16 protein-coding genes are annotated in these 15597 nt (G+C 68.9%); 9 read left to right on the top strand and 7 right to left on the bottom strand.

Annotated elements, in window-relative coordinates; translation table 11 throughout:
* Positions 1 to 23 precede the first annotated feature (23 nt).
* Together IPK71_04190 and IPK71_04185 are read left to right on the top strand one after the other, a co-directional pair.
* Positions 24 to 473 (top strand): GNAT family N-acetyltransferase, encoded by a 450-nt coding sequence (locus IPK71_04190; protein ID MBK8212927.1) that lies wholly within the window; start codon positions 24 to 26, stop codon positions 471 to 473.
* 26 nt (positions 474 to 499) lie between these two features.
* Positions 500 to 1066, top strand: a complete 567-nt coding sequence (locus IPK71_04185; protein ID MBK8212926.1) for a cyclic nucleotide-binding domain-containing protein — start codon at positions 500 to 502, stop codon at positions 1064 to 1066.
* Between the two features lie 224 nt (positions 1067 to 1290).
* Here the strand turns inward: IPK71_04185 and IPK71_04180 are convergent, their stop codons facing one another.
* A complete protein-coding gene (locus IPK71_04180; protein ID MBK8212925.1) occupies positions 1291 to 1611 on the bottom strand; it encodes a hypothetical protein in 321 nt (106 codons plus the stop codon).
* Positions 1612 to 1792: 181 nt separating this feature from the next.
* Between IPK71_04180 and IPK71_04175 the strand changes: the two genes are divergently transcribed.
* From IPK71_04175 to IPK71_04155, 5 genes are all read left to right on the top strand, one after another.
* The gene (locus tag IPK71_04175) at positions 1793 to 2536 is read left to right on the top strand and encodes an ABC transporter ATP-binding protein (GenBank protein ID MBK8212924.1); all 744 of its coding nucleotides are present in this window, start codon (positions 1793 to 1795) and stop codon (positions 2534 to 2536) included.
* Positions 2533 to 3555, top strand: a complete 1023-nt coding sequence (locus tag IPK71_04170; protein ID MBK8212923.1) for a hypothetical protein — start codon at positions 2533 to 2535, stop codon at positions 3553 to 3555. Before IPK71_04175 ends, IPK71_04170 begins: the two co-directional genes overlap by 4 nt.
* A 30-nt stretch (positions 3556 to 3585) precedes the next feature.
* The gene (locus IPK71_04165; GenBank protein MBK8212922.1) at positions 3586 to 4041 is read left to right on the top strand and encodes a nitrous oxide reductase accessory protein NosL; all 456 of its coding nucleotides are present in this window, start codon (positions 3586 to 3588) and stop codon (positions 4039 to 4041) included.
* A 2-nt stretch (positions 4042 to 4043) separates the two neighbouring features.
* A complete protein-coding gene (locus IPK71_04160; protein MBK8212921.1) occupies positions 4044 to 4286 on the top strand; it encodes a hypothetical protein in 243 nt (80 codons plus the stop codon).
* A gap of 78 nt (positions 4287 to 4364) precedes the next feature.
* Complete coding sequence (locus IPK71_04155; GenBank protein ID MBK8212920.1) at positions 4365 to 5504, top strand: hypothetical protein; 1140 nt, start codon at positions 4365 to 4367, stop codon at positions 5502 to 5504.
* 9 nt (positions 5505 to 5513) lie between these two features.
* Here IPK71_04155 and IPK71_04150 read toward each other — a convergent pair whose 3' ends face one another.
* Genes IPK71_04150 through IPK71_04140 form a run of 3 tightly spaced genes read right to left on the bottom strand, consistent with a single transcriptional unit; the run spans position 5514 to position 8772 of the window.
* On the bottom strand, positions 5514 to 6344 hold the full coding sequence (locus IPK71_04150) for an SDR family oxidoreductase (GenBank protein ID MBK8212919.1): 831 nt from the start codon (positions 6342 to 6344) through the stop codon (positions 5514 to 5516).
* 47 nt (positions 6345 to 6391) lie between these two features.
* Positions 6392 to 6826: a hypothetical protein gene (locus IPK71_04145; GenBank protein ID MBK8212918.1), complete on the bottom strand. Its 435-nt coding sequence runs from the start codon at positions 6824 to 6826 to the stop codon at positions 6392 to 6394.
* A gap of 59 nt (positions 6827 to 6885) precedes the next feature.
* A complete protein-coding gene (locus IPK71_04140; protein ID MBK8212917.1) occupies positions 6886 to 8772 on the bottom strand; it encodes an alkaline phosphatase D family protein in 1887 nt (628 codons plus the stop codon).
* Positions 8773 to 9105: 333 nt separating this feature from the next.
* Here IPK71_04140 and IPK71_04135 point away from each other — a divergent pair, with 333 nt between their 5' ends.
* Positions 9106 to 10548: a hypothetical protein gene (locus IPK71_04135; GenBank protein ID MBK8212916.1), complete on the top strand. Its 1443-nt coding sequence runs from the start codon at positions 9106 to 9108 to the stop codon at positions 10546 to 10548.
* Positions 10545 to 11690 carry a hypothetical protein gene (locus IPK71_04130; GenBank protein MBK8212915.1) on the top strand — a complete coding sequence of 382 codons (1146 nt, stop codon included), beginning with the start codon at positions 10545 to 10547 and terminating at the stop codon, positions 11688 to 11690. Before IPK71_04135 ends, IPK71_04130 begins: the two co-directional genes overlap by 4 nt.
* Positions 11691 to 11747: 57 nt before the next feature.
* Here IPK71_04130 and IPK71_04125 read toward each other — a convergent pair whose 3' ends face one another.
* Genes IPK71_04125 through IPK71_04115 form a run of 3 tightly spaced genes read right to left on the bottom strand, consistent with a single transcriptional unit; the run spans position 11748 to position 15593 of the window.
* Positions 11748 to 12620, bottom strand: coding sequence for a hypothetical protein (locus tag IPK71_04125; protein ID MBK8212914.1), 873 nt, complete (start codon positions 12618 to 12620; stop codon positions 11748 to 11750).
* Between the two features lie 2 nt (positions 12621 to 12622).
* Positions 12623 to 13939: a DUF1552 domain-containing protein gene (locus IPK71_04120; GenBank protein MBK8212913.1), complete on the bottom strand. Its 1317-nt coding sequence runs from the start codon at positions 13937 to 13939 to the stop codon at positions 12623 to 12625.
* 7 nt (positions 13940 to 13946) lie between these two features.
* On the bottom strand, positions 13947 to 15593 hold the full coding sequence (locus IPK71_04115; GenBank protein ID MBK8212912.1) for a DUF1592 domain-containing protein: 1647 nt from the start codon (positions 15591 to 15593) through the stop codon (positions 13947 to 13949).
* Positions 15594 to 15597: the final 4 nt, after the last annotated feature.

Genomic DNA, 15597 nt, shown 5'->3' with positions numbered 1-15597 from the left:
GAAGGTGAAACCTTCGGGAAACCATGCAGACGCGCGAGATCACGAAGGAGGATTTCGACGAAATCGTCGAGGTCATCGATCGCTGGTGGGACGGGCCCATGAGCACGTTCGCTCACCCGATCTTCTTCTACGAGCTCGGAGACAAGGCGCTCATCGTCGAGTCCGACGGCGTGATGATCGGGTTCTTGCTCGGCTTCATCGCGCACCACCCGGTGAAGACCGGCTACGTGCACCTCGTGGGCATCCACCCCGAGCATCGCCGCAAGGGCGTAGGGCGCGTGCTCTATGCGCAGTTCACCGAGAGCTGCCGCGCGGCGGGCTGCGTGCGCATGAAGGCCATCACCACGCCGGGCAACGAAGGCTCGCAGAAGTTCCACGCGGCCGTCGGTTGGACGATCTCCGAGGTCGACAACTACGCGGGCCGCAAGCGCAAGCGCGTCGTGTTCGTGAACGACCTGGTCCCGACGGCGTAGACGCCACCCCCATTGAAGAGGCTCGCATGAACGACCGCCCCTCGACTCGGTCCCTCCCGTCCGACCGCCCGTCCGGCCGGAGCCTCACGCGCTCCGAGCCGCCGGTGACCCCCGCGCAGCTCCGCGAGATAGGCCTCTTCGGGGCCCTCCCGGACGACATCCTCGAGCACCTCTGCGAGACCTTGAAGACGGTGCGGGCCGCCCCGGGGGACGCGATCTTCCGCGAGGGGGACGCTGGCCGCGAGCTCTTCGTGGTGCTCGAGGGCGAGATGGAGGTCACGAAGAAGAGCCGGCGCGGTCGCGACACGCGGGTCGCCATCTTCGGCCCGTGCGACGCGTTCGGGGAGATGTCGATCATCGACATGCAGCCCCGGTCGGCCACGGTGCGGGCGCTCGGCCCGGCCCGCCTCCTCCGGGTGTCCAGCGAGGACATGGACGCCCTCTACCGGCACGACCTCAAGGCCTACACGCTCATCGTGCTGAACATCGCCCGGGAGATGTCGCGGCGGCTCCGGGTCACGGATGGGCTGCTTGCCGACTTCACCTCGACGCTCGTCGAGGAGTATGTGGGCGGGAAACCCCAATCCAAGTAATATCGAGGGGTTGGCGCGAACGTCGGTCGGATCTCCAGGTCCGGCGCGACCAAGGATCAAAGGGTTAGCGCGAACGTCGGTGGGATCTCTCGTGGCGTGGTGAGATCTGTCGTGGCGTAGGCAGCCGCCGGCGTTGACCAGAGATCAAAGAGTTAGCGCGAACGTCGGTCGGCCCCAGGTCGGCCCCCACGCGTCGGTCGGCCCCCACCCGGTCGGCCCCCACCTCAGTCGGGGGTCGCGTCGAGTGACGTCGTGCCCGCGTCGCCCCCGTCGACCTGCGCGTCCACGCCCGCGTCGAAGCTCGGCGCCCCGTCGACCACCGGGCCCGAGTCCACGAGCTTGCCAGCATCCTTCCGCGCGTCCGGTGGCGCGTTCTGACCCGAATCCGAGAAGGCCGAGCCGCCTGGCGACGTGGGCACGGCGTTCACCCGGTCGTCGTCGTCCGGGGGCAGCGGCTGCGGATTCAGCGTGCACGCGACCGCCCCGACGAGGCCGAAGCCGGCAGCGAGCGAGAGAATCGGAAGAAGGGAAGTGCGTGCGTTCATCGAGCCCACCCAGTCTAGCGCGCCCGAAACGAGGCGCGCCTCCTTCCGAATGAAGCACGCTTCGTTCCATCCCAGAATGTCGAAAACCCAAGTGATTTCGAGCACTGAACAGCGGCCGCGGCACACCTGATGGCTCACCCTGGCACGCAATGGCGACGCGAATGTCTGCTAAGCTCGAAGCGTGCCCGACGAGGTCCCTGCATCGAGCTCCCCCGAGTCCGCGAGCGCCCCTGCCGTGCGCGCGGTGGGCGTGTCGAAGCGGGTCCGCGACGGCGAGGGTCGGCGCGCGGTGCTCAGCGACGTGTCGTTCGAGGTCGCGCGGGGGGAGCTCGTGGTGCTCCGCGGCCCGAGCGGGAGCGGCAAGTCCACCTTGCTCGCCATCGTCGGGGGCATGCTCTCGCCCACGAGCGGCGAGGTGTACCTCGACGGCGAGGCCACCTCGCGCCTCCGTGAGGCCCACAGGGCCGACGTACGCCGCAAGAAGGTCGGCTTCGTCTTCCAAGACCTTCAGCTCCTCGACGCGATGACCGCGATCGACAACGTGCTCCTCCCGCGTGTGCCCGAGGGGGTCCGTCGCGAGGACGAAGCCCGCGCCATGACCCTCCTCACGCGCTTCGGCGTCGAGCGGTCGGCCCACACGCCCGTGCGGAGCCTGTCGGGCGGCGAGCGTCAACGGGTGGCGCTCGCGCGTGCGCTGCTCTTCGACCCTCCGCTCGTCGTCATGGACGAGCCCACCGCCCACCTCGACGACGCGCGCACCCACGCCCTCGCAACGGAGCTCGCGGCCATCGTCGGCGAGGGACGCGCGGTGCTCGTCGCGAGCCACGACGCCCGCATCGTGGGGCTCCCCGGCGCGCGTGTGATCACCCTCGAAGATGGCCGCGTCGTGGGCGGTCCGTCCCCTGTCGCCGAGGCCCGCGCATGAGGAACCTCCTCGAGCCGTGGGTGGCGCTCCGCCTCGTGGCCGGCCTCGTGTCCACGTGGCTCCTCTTGCGTGCGTCCTACACGGGGCTCCTCGTGCTCAAGCATTTTCGCCTCGCGCGGGCCACCGAGGGGCAGCTCCTCCTCGAGCGGCGGCTCGATCTGTCGGCCACGTTCGTGCGCGTCGGGGTGGCCGTCCAGATCGGGTGCGTCGCGTTCACGGCGCTCGCCGCCGAGCGCCTGAGCCACGGCATCCGTGGGGCGATGTGCGGCTACGGCGTCTTTCAGGCGAGCCCGTGGGGGTTCCGCTCGCTCATGGCCGACGTGGGCGTGGCGCTCGTCGCGGGCCTCTTGGCGCAGCTCGTCGCGTTCGACGCGAAGGTGCGCACGTTCGATCTCGCGCGCCCTCTCGCCGCGGCCATGCTCGTGCTCGGGCCCTTGTCGCTCGCGAGCTTCGCGCTCTCGTGCCTCTTTTTCCTCGATCTCGATCTCACGGTGGTCGCCTCGTGCTGCTCGGTCACGCTCGACGCGGGCGCCGGTGTCGTCGAGGGCGCCGCGTTCGGGCCGCGCGTCCCCACCACGATCGCGGCGATCGTCGCGATCGTCGCCGCGATGCTCGTGGGCGCCCTCGCAGCGCGCCGCCCCGAGCGGCCTCGTGTGGTGCTCGCGGGAGCCCTCTCCCTCGCGGCGTTCCCCTTCGCCGTGGCCGCGGTCATGCTCGAGGTCGCTCCGCACGCGTTCGAGGTGCCGCAGCACGTGTGCCCGTTCTGCCTCTTGAAGCCCGACGTGCTCGGCCTCGGGTATCCGCTCTTCGGGGCCGTCTTCTTGGCGACCCTTTGGGGTGGCGGCGCGGCGCTCGGGAGCCTGGTCTCGTCGGGGGAGACGGCCCGCGAGGCCCTCGCCCCGTTCGCGCGTGCCGCACTTCGTCGCTCTCGAATCGCCTGGGCCGTCGCGCTCGGGCTCGCGGTCGCGCCCGTCTTGCGCTACGCGGTCGTCTCGGGCTTCACCCCGCTCTTCCCCTGACGGGCAGGCTCCCTTCACGGAACGTCTCGTATGCGAAATTCCCTCTCCCGCCGCTCCTTTTTCGCCCTCCCGGCCGCCCTCTTCGTCGTGTCGGCCTGCAAAAAAGATCCGGGCGCGCCCCCGCCGCCGCAGGCTGCGGGCCGGTGCTCGCACTGCGGCATGAAGCTCAAGCCCGAGAGCCCCTGGCTCGCCGAGATCGTCTCCGACGATGGTCAGAAGCTCACCTTCGACGCCCCCCGCTGCGCCTTCGCGGCGAGCCTCGGCGGCAAGAAGGGGAAGCTCCGCATGCAGGACTACTACGACAAGAAGTGGCACGACGCGTCCGAGCTCCGCTTCGTGGCGGGCAGCTCGGTCATCGGTCCAATGGGCCCCGATCTCGTGCCCGTCGACCCCGCGCGTGTCACCAAGTTCACGCAAGACCACGAAGGCGAGAAGACCTACGAGGCCGCGCAGGTCACCCAGGCCATCCTCGACGGCTTGAAGTGAACATGACCGACGCCGCCGAGACGAAAGAGCGCCTCCCGCCCCGCCTCCGCCGCATCCTCGAGGTGGTCTACGCCATCGAGGGTGTGGCCGAAGCGCGTGTGTGGGAGTGGGAGAAATCGGTCGCGGTCGGGGTGCGCCCCATGGCCGGCACCTTCGCGCCCGACTTGCTCCGAAGGGTCGAGTCGCAGGTCGTGGTCGTGCGCGAGCCCGGCGAGAGCTGGACCTTCGGAGTGCTCGAAGACTGAGGTGAGGAACGGAGTCGCGCGCGAGCGTCGCCCGAACGGACGACGTGCGCTCGAGCCGATCGCGGCTACGCTCTCCACATGACGGAAAAGAAAGCTCTTTTCGTAGCTCTTGCAATCGTCCCGGTGGTCTTCGCCTGCTCGAGCGAAGGGGGTGGAGGGGGTAGCCCCGACGCCTCGGCCCCCGACGGCGCCGTCGTCTCCGAGGGGGGGACGCTTCCCGACGGTGGCGCAAACGACTGCGTGGGGCTGCCCGAGAAGGCGCTGCTCGCCGAGCTCCCCGTCGGCCCAGGGCTCGGCATGGGCCTCACGTCCGACGCGATCGTCGTCGGCAGCCCGACGAGCGGCGCCGACACGGGCAACAGCTTCTTTCCGAAGACGGGCGCGCTCCTACGCATTCCCAAGGCGGGCGGCGCGCCCGTGGCCTTCCACACGCCCGCTCCCACCGTGGGCCTCGGGGCGTGGCGTGTCGTTCAGAACGACGTCTACTTCTTCGAGTTTGCATACGCCGAGGCGTCCAAGGCCGGAAAGCTCTATCGGAGAGGCCTGAACGACGCCGCCGCCACCCCGATCGGCACGGGTACGTTCGACGGTGTGGTCTCGTACGTCGCGGGCGCCGACGCGGCATCGGTGTACGTCGTCACGCCGGGCAAGGACGGCGAGTTCGATATCGTGCGTGTCGACAAGGCTAGTGGGGCGTCGACCGTGATGACCTCGCTCCCGAGCCTCCAGTTCGGGCAAGCGCAGCTCTTCGGTGGGTTCGTGTACTTCTACGCCACGCAGGGCGCCGGCGCGCTCTACCGGGTCCCCGTGGACGCGACCGGGGTCGCTCCGACGAAGGTCACCGACCGCACGTGTTTCGGGGGCGGGCTCACCATCACGTCCGACGCGTTCTACTGCGGCGAGGCGCTTGCGCTCTCCAAGTACGATCTTGCCTTCGCCAATCCGCTCAAGCTCGTCAACGCGCTCGACTACCAGAACGCGCAAGCGCCCTGGGCGCTCGGGGTGTTCGGTACGGAGGTCCTCGTCGCGTTCCGCGCGCAGAAACAGCCGATGTTGGCGTTGCCTGTCGGCGGAGGATCGGCGCGCAAGGTCGCGTGCGAGATCCCGGGGCCCGTCGAGGCCGGCGCGATCGAAGGGGACAACGCCTTCTTCATGGTGTCCCCGTTCGTCTCGGGCGGTCGGCAGAACTCCCTCTATCGGCTCAAGATCACGCGCTGATAGGCGAGCTCACCTCGGATCTCCGGGCCCCGGGAAGATCTTGCGCGTGTGGTACTTCGGCTGAAAAAACCGGAGGATCGCCTTGGGGACGGTCATCCACGCGAGGCGCACGTCCGTCCTCCGGTTCTCGAGCACGGCCTTCGCGAGGAAATCCCCGACGACGTCGGGGGTGTCCGCGATGAACTGAAAGAGGCGCTGGGCGCGCGCGTGCACCTTCGGATCTCCCTTCCGGTACACGTCCACGAGGAGGTCGGTCACGACGACCCCCGGGCTCAACGTGCACACGAGGAGGGGAGTGCTGCGGAGCTCTTCGGCCAGCGATCGGGTGAAGTAGCGCACTCCACATTTCGTCGCTCCGTAGGTGCTCATGCCGAGCTGCCGGGCCCCGTCGCTGCCGAACCCTTCCATGTTGTAGAGCGCGCCGAATCCTTGGGCCTTCATTCCTCGGAGCGCGACGCGCGAGCCGAGCATGGTGCCGAGCAGGTTCGTCTCGACGACGCTCCTCACGGTGCTCGCGTCCTGCTCGAGGAAGCTCACCTGCGGGCTGCTGGTGCCGGCGTTGTTCACCCACACGTCCACGCGTCCGAACGCCTCTTTCGTGGCAGAGAAGAGGCCCTCGAGGTCCTCTTCGCGTGTGACGTCGCAGATCTGCGCGACGACGCGGCCCTCGCCGTAGCGCGAAACGAGGGCGTCCTTTGCCTCGTCGACGGCGCGCGTGTCACGGCCGCAGAGCCCGACGTCCGCCCCACGCGCGAGCAACGCCTCGACCATCGCGCGACCGATGCCTTTCGTTCCGCCCGTGACGACCACGGCGCGACGCTCGGAGGACGTTCTTGCCATTCGAGACGAAAGGTACGAGATGTGCGCCGACTTCGCCGAGATTGTCGCTACTTCGAGCAGATCGAGGCTTTGACCTCGCCCTTCTCGGCCGGCACCGTGAAGACCGTGTCCCCGCACGAGCCGCCCTTCTTGAGGCGGAGCTTGGCGCCGGGTTTCACGCTGTGGGTCGTCGTCGTTCGTTGGGTGAGCGACGTGTTCAGGGTGGAGGCGCCGTCTTCGACGCAGTAGTCGACCTTGGTGTCGCACCCGTTCGACACGACGACACGAACCGAGGTGATCTCGGGCTCTTTGGGCGGGGCGACGGGCGGGGCGCTCGTGTCCACGTGGGCCTCGGGCGCGCCCTGCGAGGCTCCTAGTGGAGCCGTCGTGTCGGGCCCGGCCGGTGGGGCCGACGTGGCGGTGGCAGGAGGCGAGGGGGGAGCGCCTCCGCACGCGACGGAGAGCGAGACGAGCGCGGCAATCGGGAAAAGAAGGCTCTTCATGAGCCTACGAACGTAGCAGGCTCGCGCCGCACGACCCTCCCCCGAACGGATGACGCGCCCTACTGGAGCTCGGAGCGGCGCAGCGTGTGGCGGTACTTCTCGACGCCGTTCTCGTCACGAACGATCGCGACGAGCGTCGGGTCGGGGAGCGAGCCGTCGGCCTCGACGGTGATGAACGAGTCCCACGGGTAGCAGAAGCGCCGTCGCGCGTCGGTGCCGTTGCACACGGTGCGCCCGGGCTCGGAGGCCATCGGGTATTGGGCCATGGGTGAGGACACGAGCTCGGTCAGAGGGTAGCCGCTCGCCCGCGGCGTGACACGAATCTCGCTCCTGTGGATGTCGCCGCTCGCGAGCACGACGCCCGGGATCTTCTTCGCGGCGAGCTCGGCGAAGAGGCGATCCCGCGCCGCGGGGAAGCTCGCCCACGAGTCGACCGAGTTTCCGGTGAAGAGGCTGCCGCACGCGACGATCTTGAAGGGCGCCGTGGAGGCCGCGAGCGAGTCGGTGAGCCACGAGAACTGCGCGGCGCCGAGGAGGCCGGAGGCCGTGTCGGTCGAAGGGGATGCGCCGTCGAGCGTGCAGCGCCGCTCCGGATCGTCGATGCGCGGCCTGTGGTAGCGGCAGTCTGCGAGCACGACCTCGACGGGGCCGAAGCGCGAGCGCGTGAAGACCCCGGGCGTCTGAGGGAGCCCGAACGAAGGGTTGGGCCAAGCCTCTTTGAAGGCGCGAAGCGCGTCCTCGCGCCCGCCGCACGCGCCGTCGGAGTTGTTGGCGACGAAGTCGTGATCGTCCCACGTGGAGAGGGAGGGCACGAGCGACAGGAGGCCCCTGCGGGCGGTGAGGGCGTCGAGCTTTCGGTACTGCCAGCGATGCGCCTCGACGTACGGCGTATTTCCGTAGTGGTTGTCCCCGAGGAAGAGGAAAAGATCGAGGTTTTGGCCCGCGATCGCCTGGTAGATGGGCTGCGCCTCGTCTCGCGCGCACGAGCCCATGCCGAGGCGCACCTTGCTCGCCGATGGGGGCGCGGTCTTGAGAGGACGAAAGGGCTCGGTCGTCGCCCCGTCGACCGAGACACGGTAGGCGTAGGTGCGGCCGGGCGTGAGCCCCTTGGGCTCGAGGATGGCCGTGAAGTCGTTCTCGGGTGCGGGCGCGGCCCAGGCCATCGGTACGGCGCCCGAGCCGTCAGGGCTCTCCGAGACGAAGAGCCCCACCTGGCGCGTCGCGTCCGTGCGCACCCACACACGCGTCGAGGTGTCTCCGGGCGCGCCGAGCACGGGGCCGGCCGGCAGCTTCGAGGGAAGGCACGTCGTGCACACGTTCCGGAGACCCACGGGGTCGCGGTACGACATCGTCTCGCCGGCGGTGGAGCCCGTGCCGATGTGCACGCCGCCGAGCTGATCGTTGCAGTATACAGGTTCACCGTCGAAGCGGAGATCGAGGCACGCCGGCGTATAGCGGTCGTTGTTGGCGCCCGCGGGCGACCGAGTCCGCAAGACGACGCGGTCCACCTCGGACCGCGGCAAGTTCACGCCCTCGAAGTGGTACGTGTCGGCTCCGCCGAGGCGAAAGTCGTCGACGTCGCGCAAGTTCAGCTGAAAACAGCGCGTCTCGTTCAGGCACACCTCGAGCGGGTCGTTCGTGTCGGAGGCCGCGGCCGTCGCCGTGCGCAGCGTGACCGAGAGCGTGCCGATGGTCGCCGGGAAGGTCGGCTTGGGAGGCGCAGGTACGGGCACGAGACCCGTCGGGCTCGCGTCGGGTGGGACCGAGGTGTCGGCGCTCGCGTCGGGCCGCGGAGGTGTCGTCGACGTGTCTCCTTCGCTCGCGTCGGGCGCGGAGCCCGCGTCGGGATCCGGGACGTCGTCCGTCGAGCCACACGCGGAGGCCGCGGTGCCGAGCGTGGAGACGAGCGTGGCGAGGGCGAGGAGGGGCCGAAGGGAAGCGCGCATGCGACCTCTCAGTATGCAGACCTTCTGCCAGAGCACGAAGCGAGAACGGGCCGCGACTTCTCGTGGTGAGGCCTGTCGTGTGCGGCCGCGCGGCCGCGGACCATGCGGCCCCCAAGCCCCACCGTGCCTATCCTATCGTATACGATCTATACTACAGGATACGCATCGCTCCGGGGAGGAGCCCGTTTTTGTTCGGGTTTTTGCGGCTCCGGTCCTGGCGCCGGGTTTGCAATCCCTCGTCGTAGCTGCCCGTGGGACTTCGGCGCGACTTCCGAACCCAGCTTCTGTGCTGTCCTAGCCCGTCGCGCTTCTTCTCCCCGGGCAGCTCCTCCCATGAGCCTGCACCCCGTCCCGAGCGCGAAGGACCGTGTCGCGCGTGAAGATCTCTTGCTCTTCGTGAACGCGTGTTTCGCCTGCACGGGGCAGCGCGAGTTCTATGGAGACGGTCACGGCCAGTCCATCTCGCTCGACTTCCTCCACCGCTACGTCGTCGCGAACTACCGCGACCTCTACGCCGAGGTGCTCGCGCTCGGCGTGAACCACGCGAACCAGGCCATGATCGTCCGCAACCTGCTCGCGACCGGCCGCGACGTGCGCGCCGAGAGCCGCGCTCGAGAGAACGCCCTCGTCACGCGCGCGCTCCACACGCTCCCGACGCACCGGGCGATGCACCTCCTCGAAGACCTCGCGAAGCGCGGCGTGAACAACCGTCGCACGCGCGCGCTCACCAAGGCCTACCTCGAGCGCCCCGAAACGCGGGACTTTTTGGCCGTGAAGTACCGCCGATCGTTTCGTCGCGCCGCCGTGCACGCGCACGTCCCCTTCGCGGGCGAGCTAAAGCCGTTCCTCTTGCGTGGGTGGAAGGAGCGCCGCTTCACGACCCCGCTCTTCGAGACCTATCGCCAGGCCCACTACGCCGACGCGGCCCTCTATGGCCTCCCCTACACGGTGGCCGAAGGGCTCGCGCAGAAGCGGGGAGTGCGGCGCGACGTCTTCCTCGCGCGCATCGCCCCGATGCTCACGGCGCACGAGCGTATGCGCCTCGCCGAGACGCGTGAGGCCGCGGGGCTCGAGGCCGACGTCGACTGGTCGCGCCAGCCTCTCGTGCGGATCGCGAGCTACCTGCTCTCGCTCTCGCCGGTCGAACGCGCGGCGCGAGAGGCGGAGATGTCGCGCGCCTTCGCGCTGTCGGCGGCCCGCGCGGCACGACGCACGGCGGCCTCGTACGGCCGTGTGGTCGCCGTGCTCGACCGTAGCTTCTCGAGCTCGGGGAGCCGCGAGAAGCGTAACCGCCCGCTCGCCGCGGCCCTCGGGGTCTCGCGGTTTCTCCGCGCGACGTCGCGCGAGTACACGGCGCTCTGGACCTCGGCGCCTCTCCGTGGCCTCTCGGCCGACGAGGAGCTCCACCTCGCGCCGCGCGGGACCACCGATCTGACGACGCCGATCCTCGCGGCGTTGCGCCTCCGCCCCGACATGCTCGTGGTCGTCTCGGACGGGTACGACAACGACCCACAAGGTCTCGCGGGCCAGGTCGCCGAGGCGGGAGCGCGCCTCCTCCCGGAGTGTTTCGTGCTCCACCTGAATCCCGTCTACGACAGCGAGACGTATGCTCCCAAAGTGCTCTCGAAGGCCTTGCCCACGCTCGGCCTCCGCGACGCCGAGGACGTACCCACCCTCGTCGCGCTCGGTCGCTTCGCGGCCGTCGGCGGCTCCTTCGTCGCGCTCGAGCACGAGCTCGATCTTCGTGTGAACGTGTTCTTGGGAGGCTCGATATGAGCTCGATGGTCCACTCCGATCCCGCTTCTCTCCGCGGCCTCCGCCTCGGCGCACCCCAGACGATGGGGGCGTTTCGCCTCGTGCCCGTGCTGCGCGACTCTGCCCCCGGGGATCTCCGCATCGCCAAGACGACCTACGACGCCTACGGGGCCGTGCGCCTCGAGGGGACGCCGGGTTCGTCGGGGCTCCACTACATGTCGTACATCCCCCACGGGCTCGTGGTGTCGCATACCGAAGATGGAACCCAGGCGAGCTTCGGCACGAGCCTCGGCCAAACGAAGCCGCGCTCCGTTATGCTCCATCACCGCATGGTGAAGGGCCTCGAGCCCGGTGAGGGAGGCGAGAAGCGCTTCCGCATGTTGCCCCTCCACCTCGCGATGGAGGGCTTCTTGGCCCTTCATTTCCGCGGCCCGGAGATCCTCTGGAAGGAGTACTCCGACGAAGCCGTGCGCCGCGGCCTCGACCCGCGCATCGAGCGATCGACGCGCGGCGCGTGGATCTCGGGCCTCGAAGAGGCGCTCCGGATCTTCGAGATCCACGAGCAGCAGGTAGGCGTGCTCGTCTTCGTGGCCGACACGCTCGCGACGGTGTTCGTCGTCTCTCACCCGGACGACTACCGCGCGCTCCACCTCTCGCTCCTCGAAGACTTCTTCGGTGACCTCGTGGCGACGTACGCGCTCCTCTACCCCGAGGCGCTCTCCCTCGAAGGGGGGATCGATCCGGGGAGCATCACCGACCTCGATCACCTCGCCCGCGAGGTCGATCGGGTTCGAGCCGAGCTCGTCTCGACGACCGAGCTTTTGGCCGACGGGCTCTTCTCGCGCGCCGTCCGCGAGGAGCGCGTGAGGGACGCGGGGCGCTTCGAGCTCCGGCGATTTTACCCGGATTTCGATCCGAACGAGGAGTGCCACATCGGCGAGCGCATCCTGCGGGACGACGGAACCGTCGAATACATGAAGACGTTTCGTCTCTCGGGGGCGCAGGTTCGACGCGCGTACTTGCTCTCGAAGCTCGCGGACGCCGAGTGGAACCTCGACCGCGCGGCCGCGTCCCTCGGGACGACGAAGGTCGAGCTCGCCAAGCGCCTCTCGAACGCGGGCTTCGGGTACCTCGTGAAACCCCACGTCCTCCGCGGAGCGTAGTGACGCGATGCCCCCGCCTCTCCGACCGCGCGGAGAGGTGGGGCCGGCGTGGGACCCTCAGGGATTCCGCACGAAGGCGGGCCTTGCCTTGAACGAGAGCGCGGCGGAGACGAGCTGGCACGTGCCCTCCTCGTCGCGCGCGAGGTCGGCGGCCGCGCGCCCGACGAGCCGAATTTGCGGGATGAGGCGCTCCACGCCGGCACCCGTCCGCACACCCTCGGCGATCTCTTCGATCGACACCCCGCCTCCGAGCACCCCTTCGGCGTTGCCTTCGTCGTCGATGGTGAAACGGACGAAGGCGTCGCGGAGGTAGATGGTGAAGGCCACGTCGAAGATGGCGATCGGGATACGTAGCGGGAAAGGGCCGATCTTGAAGGTGCCATTCGTGATGGCTCCGCCCGCCGCGGGCGACAAGATCTGGCCTTGTTTTCGCGCGTCGAACGTCTGGTAGGCCTCGACGACCCCGTCGGTCCCGAGGCTGGGTTTGCCGTCGAGGAGCTTCACCTCCATGTCGACGCAGCGATCGTCGCGTGTATCATTCACGTTCTTGAGGTCGAACGCGATGAGCAGGCGGCCGTCGTTGATGGCACCTTGAATGATGCCGTCGATGGCGTTGCCCACGAGCTTCTCGATGTCGGGGACGAGCAGCGCGAGCTGATTGTCGATCCCGGGGGTGCCGTCGGGCGCGGTCAAATCGGCCTTTCCGCACGAGGCCTGCTCGTCGACGGGGCTCACGCGGCCGTCGAGATCGAAGCCCGCGACTACCCCTTTCGGGCCCTCGCGCGTGAAGCCCAAGGCCGTAATCACGTACGTCTGTGTCGGGCCCGGGGCGCAGGAGGCATCGTCGCCGTCGGACGTCGTGCAGCCGGGCGCCGCAGTCACGAGCGCGGCGCCGAGGGCCAAGGGGGCGAGCCACGAAGAGAGCTTCATCGTCATGCCTCGACGGGAGAGAAGCCTACGGTCGCTTGGCCCTCTCCCGTCCCGAACGCGCCGAGGTCGAGGCCCATGGCCCGGCAGAGCGTGAGGGCGAGCTTGCTCGTGCTGTCGCCTGCCGCGCGGTGGTGCGCGCCCGTCTTGAGCGCCCCGTTGCACGAGCCCGCCAAGAGGATCGGGTAGTCGTCGAGCGTGTGCTGGCGCCCGTAGTTGCAGTCCGAGGTGGCGAGCAGGGCGACGTGGTCGAGCAGCGTGCCGTCGCCCTCCGGGATGGCGTCGAAGGCCTTGAGCATGTAGGCGAGCTCACCCATGATTTGTTGAAGGATTTTCGCGACTTCCGGTTGAGCCCCGGGCTCGTCGTGGGTGAGCTGGTGGTGGCCCGACGGGGCCCCGGGGAAGAGCGTGTTGTTCACCGGGTGCGAAAACCAAAAGCTAAAGACCCGGGTCTGATCGCACGCGAGGGCCATGGCCAGCGTGTCGACCATCGCGCGGGAGATCTCGGACATGGGCACGCGCCCCGCCTCGCTCGGGTAGTCGTCTTTGGGGGCCGTGGGTACGTTGCACGCGGCGAGGTTCGGCGGCGACTCTTGGAGCTTGCGAATGCGGAGCTCGAGGGAGCGGACACCGTCGAGGTGCCGCTCGAGGCGGGCCTTGTCGGTCGCGCCCAACGTCTCCCGGAGGCGCTTCGTGTCGTCGGTCACGGCGTCGAGCACGCTCTTGCGGAGCGCGAGCGTCGGGCTCGGCGCCGCGTTGCTCCCCGGCTTCACGAACTCGGGGCCGAACACACGTTGAAAGAGCGCCGCCGGCGAGCTCTCGGCCGGGTTCGGGCTGTTCGGTCCGTTGTGCGAGAGGCCCGTCGTGCCGGGTTGCACGGCCACCTCGAGTGAACGAAATCGGGAATCTTGCCCGACGACGTTGGCGATCACCTGATCGATGGTGGGCGCCGCGAAGGCGCCAGGATCGTGTTTGGCGCCCGGAGAGCCCGTGAAGAAGCCCACCGGTCCCGAGAGGTGCGGTACGGCGTTCACGATAGGCACCTTCATGCCCGACACGACGGACAGCTTGGCCTTGTGCGGCGCGAGCGCCTCGAGGGTGGGCGAAAGTGTGTAGTTCGCACCTGTCGCCTTGGGCACCCACAGGTCGGGCAACACCCCGTTGCCCCAGAAGAACATGCCGAAGCGCTTGGGGAGGGCGTCGGGGGCGGCCTTGGCCTCGCGCTCTCCGCGGAAGATCTCGAGGAAGGGGAGCCCCAGGGTGACGAGGCCCCCGGCCACTACGCCACGAAGCACGGTACGTCGGTCGAATCGCTTCTTCATGGGATCCTCAGTGGGGCACGAACGCGCGGAAGGCGCGGCTCTGGGCGATGGTGGCCATGAGCACCTTGAGCTTGTAGCCCGAGGCCACGAACCGCTCGTTCAGGGCGTCCGTCGTGGGGACGAGGTCGGGGCTCGGGCTCGAGCCGGTCGCGTACACGAACATCTTCCGCGTGATGCACGCGGGGAAGGCCGGATCGTCGTGGATGGCTTGGCCGAGGGAGGCCGCGTCCGCGAAGGCCTTTCCGTCGAGCTCGCCGCTCGGATCGATGACGACGCCGTTCTCTTTGGTGCGAAACTTCCCGATGCCGTCGAACTGCTCGAGCCCGAGGCCGATGGGGTCCATGGCCGAGTGGCACGCCGCGCAGCTCGGCTCGGCGAAGTGGATCTTCACGCGCTCCCGCAGCGTCTTGGCCGACTCGGTGGGCTCGGGGAGGGCCGTATTCAGGTTGACCGGGGGCGGCGGGATGATGGCGCAGAGGAGCTTCTCGCGGACGAACTTGCCGCGCAGCGTGGCGCTCGTCGACGTCGGATGCGAATAGAGCGAAAGAAAGGAGATTTGGCCGAGAAGCCCGCGCCGCGCCGGTTTTTCGGGCAGCTCCACGGGAGCGAAGCCCGTCGCCGAGGGAGCCGGCACTTGGTACATCGACGCGAGCTTCGGGGTGACGAACGTGCGCCGCGTCGTCATGATGTCGCGCGCGTCGGTGTCGCGATCGAACGCGATGTCCTCGAACATGCGCAGCGTCTCCTCGCGCGCCATGGCGCCGAGGTCCGACGAGTACGTGGTGAAGATTTTGGTGTCCTTCTGGAGGAGGTCGAGGTCACCGAGCCTCAGCCACTCACGGACGAAGCTCCGAAGGCCTTCGCGCGCCTTGGGCGAGGCCAGCATGCGGGTGACCTGAATCGCCACGTCGTCGTGGGTCGAGAGCTTGCCCGTCTTGGCGGCCTCGAGGAGCGCATCGTCGGGGATGGTGTTCCACAAGAAGAACGAGAGCCGGCTCGCGAGCTCGAACGGCGTGTAGCGGAGCTTGCCGGGGTTCTCGGGATCCGGCTCGCCCACAACAGGCCTGTATAGAAAGTAAGGCGACTGGAGAATGGCCGAAATGCCGTAGAACGCGCCCTTTTCGAACGAGCCGAGCGTCTTGGCCGCCGAGCCCACCGCGCCGATGAGCTTGACGAGCTCGGGCTCCGTGAGGGGCCGCCGGTAGGCTCTCTCTCCGAGCCTCGCGAGCATGGCGCGCGCGCAGGCGACGTCGTCGGGGCCCTTCGGAGCGCACGTCGCCACGCGAGCGAAGAGCTTCGGATCTCCCGTCACCTGTTTGGCGATCGCTTGGGCGGCGGCCTCGTATTGCTCGATCCCCCGCGCGGACACCGTGCTCCCGGTCGCCCCGACCGACTCGAACCCCTCGACGGCGAGATCGGGCTCGAGCGCGGTGGGCACGACGATCTCGGGACCGAAGATGTCCCGAATGGCATTTTGGTAGTGGAGCCTCGTGAGGCGCTGCGCTCCCCCGGGGAAGGGGGTGGCCGGGCCGGCAGGGCCCGTCTCGAGCGGAGCCGGGGGCGCCTCGGGGGTGTCGCTCTTGCAGGACCCGAGCCCGAGGGCCGCGGTGAGCACCAGCGCCAGGGACGACGTGGAGATGGTTTTCGCGCGCACGAGC

The organism is Myxococcales bacterium (assembly GCA_016712525.1).
In the GTDB taxonomy this organism is placed as follows: Bacteria; Myxococcota_A; Polyangia; order Polyangiales; family Polyangiaceae; genus JAAFHV01.
The sequence above is the reverse complement of the archived record's forward strand: the minus strand, read 5'-3'. Positions and strand labels throughout refer to the sequence as shown.

Bases quoted from the DNA above. Each gene is read 5' to 3' on its own strand.
- IPK71_04165 (MBK8212922.1), top strand. From the start codon at position 3,586: ATGCGAAATTCCCTCTCCCGCCGCTCCTTTTTCGCCCTCCCGGCCGCC.
- IPK71_04120 (MBK8212913.1), bottom strand. From the start codon at position 13,939: ATGAAGAAGCGATTCGACCGACGTACCGTGCTTCGTGGCGTAGTGGCC.
- IPK71_04170 (MBK8212923.1), top strand. From the start codon at position 2,533: ATGAGGAACCTCCTCGAGCCGTGGGTGGCGCTCCGCCTCGTGGCCGGC.
- IPK71_04185 (MBK8212926.1), top strand. From the start codon at position 500: ATGAACGACCGCCCCTCGACTCGGTCCCTCCCGTCCGACCGCCCGTCC.
- IPK71_04140 (MBK8212917.1), bottom strand. From the start codon at position 8,772: ATGCGCGCTTCCCTTCGGCCCCTCCTCGCCCTCGCCACGCTCGTCTCC.
- IPK71_04130 (MBK8212915.1), top strand. From the start codon at position 10,545: ATGAGCTCGATGGTCCACTCCGATCCCGCTTCTCTCCGCGGCCTCCGC.
- IPK71_04145 (MBK8212918.1), bottom strand. From the start codon at position 6,826: ATGAAGAGCCTTCTTTTCCCGATTGCCGCGCTCGTCTCGCTCTCCGTC.
- IPK71_04125 (MBK8212914.1), bottom strand. From the start codon at position 12,620: ATGAAGCTCTCTTCGTGGCTCGCCCCCTTGGCCCTCGGCGCCGCGCTC.
- IPK71_04155 (MBK8212920.1), top strand. From the start codon at position 4,365: ATGACGGAAAAGAAAGCTCTTTTCGTAGCTCTTGCAATCGTCCCGGTG.
- IPK71_04180 (MBK8212925.1), bottom strand. From the start codon at position 1,611: ATGAACGCACGCACTTCCCTTCTTCCGATTCTCTCGCTCGCTGCCGGC.
- IPK71_04160 (MBK8212921.1), top strand. From the start codon at position 4,044: ATGACCGACGCCGCCGAGACGAAAGAGCGCCTCCCGCCCCGCCTCCGC.
- IPK71_04190 (MBK8212927.1), top strand. From the start codon at position 24: ATGCAGACGCGCGAGATCACGAAGGAGGATTTCGACGAAATCGTCGAG.
- IPK71_04150 (MBK8212919.1), bottom strand. From the start codon at position 6,344: ATGGCAAGAACGTCCTCCGAGCGTCGCGCCGTGGTCGTCACGGGCGGA.
- IPK71_04135 (MBK8212916.1), top strand. From the start codon at position 9,106: ATGAGCCTGCACCCCGTCCCGAGCGCGAAGGACCGTGTCGCGCGTGAA.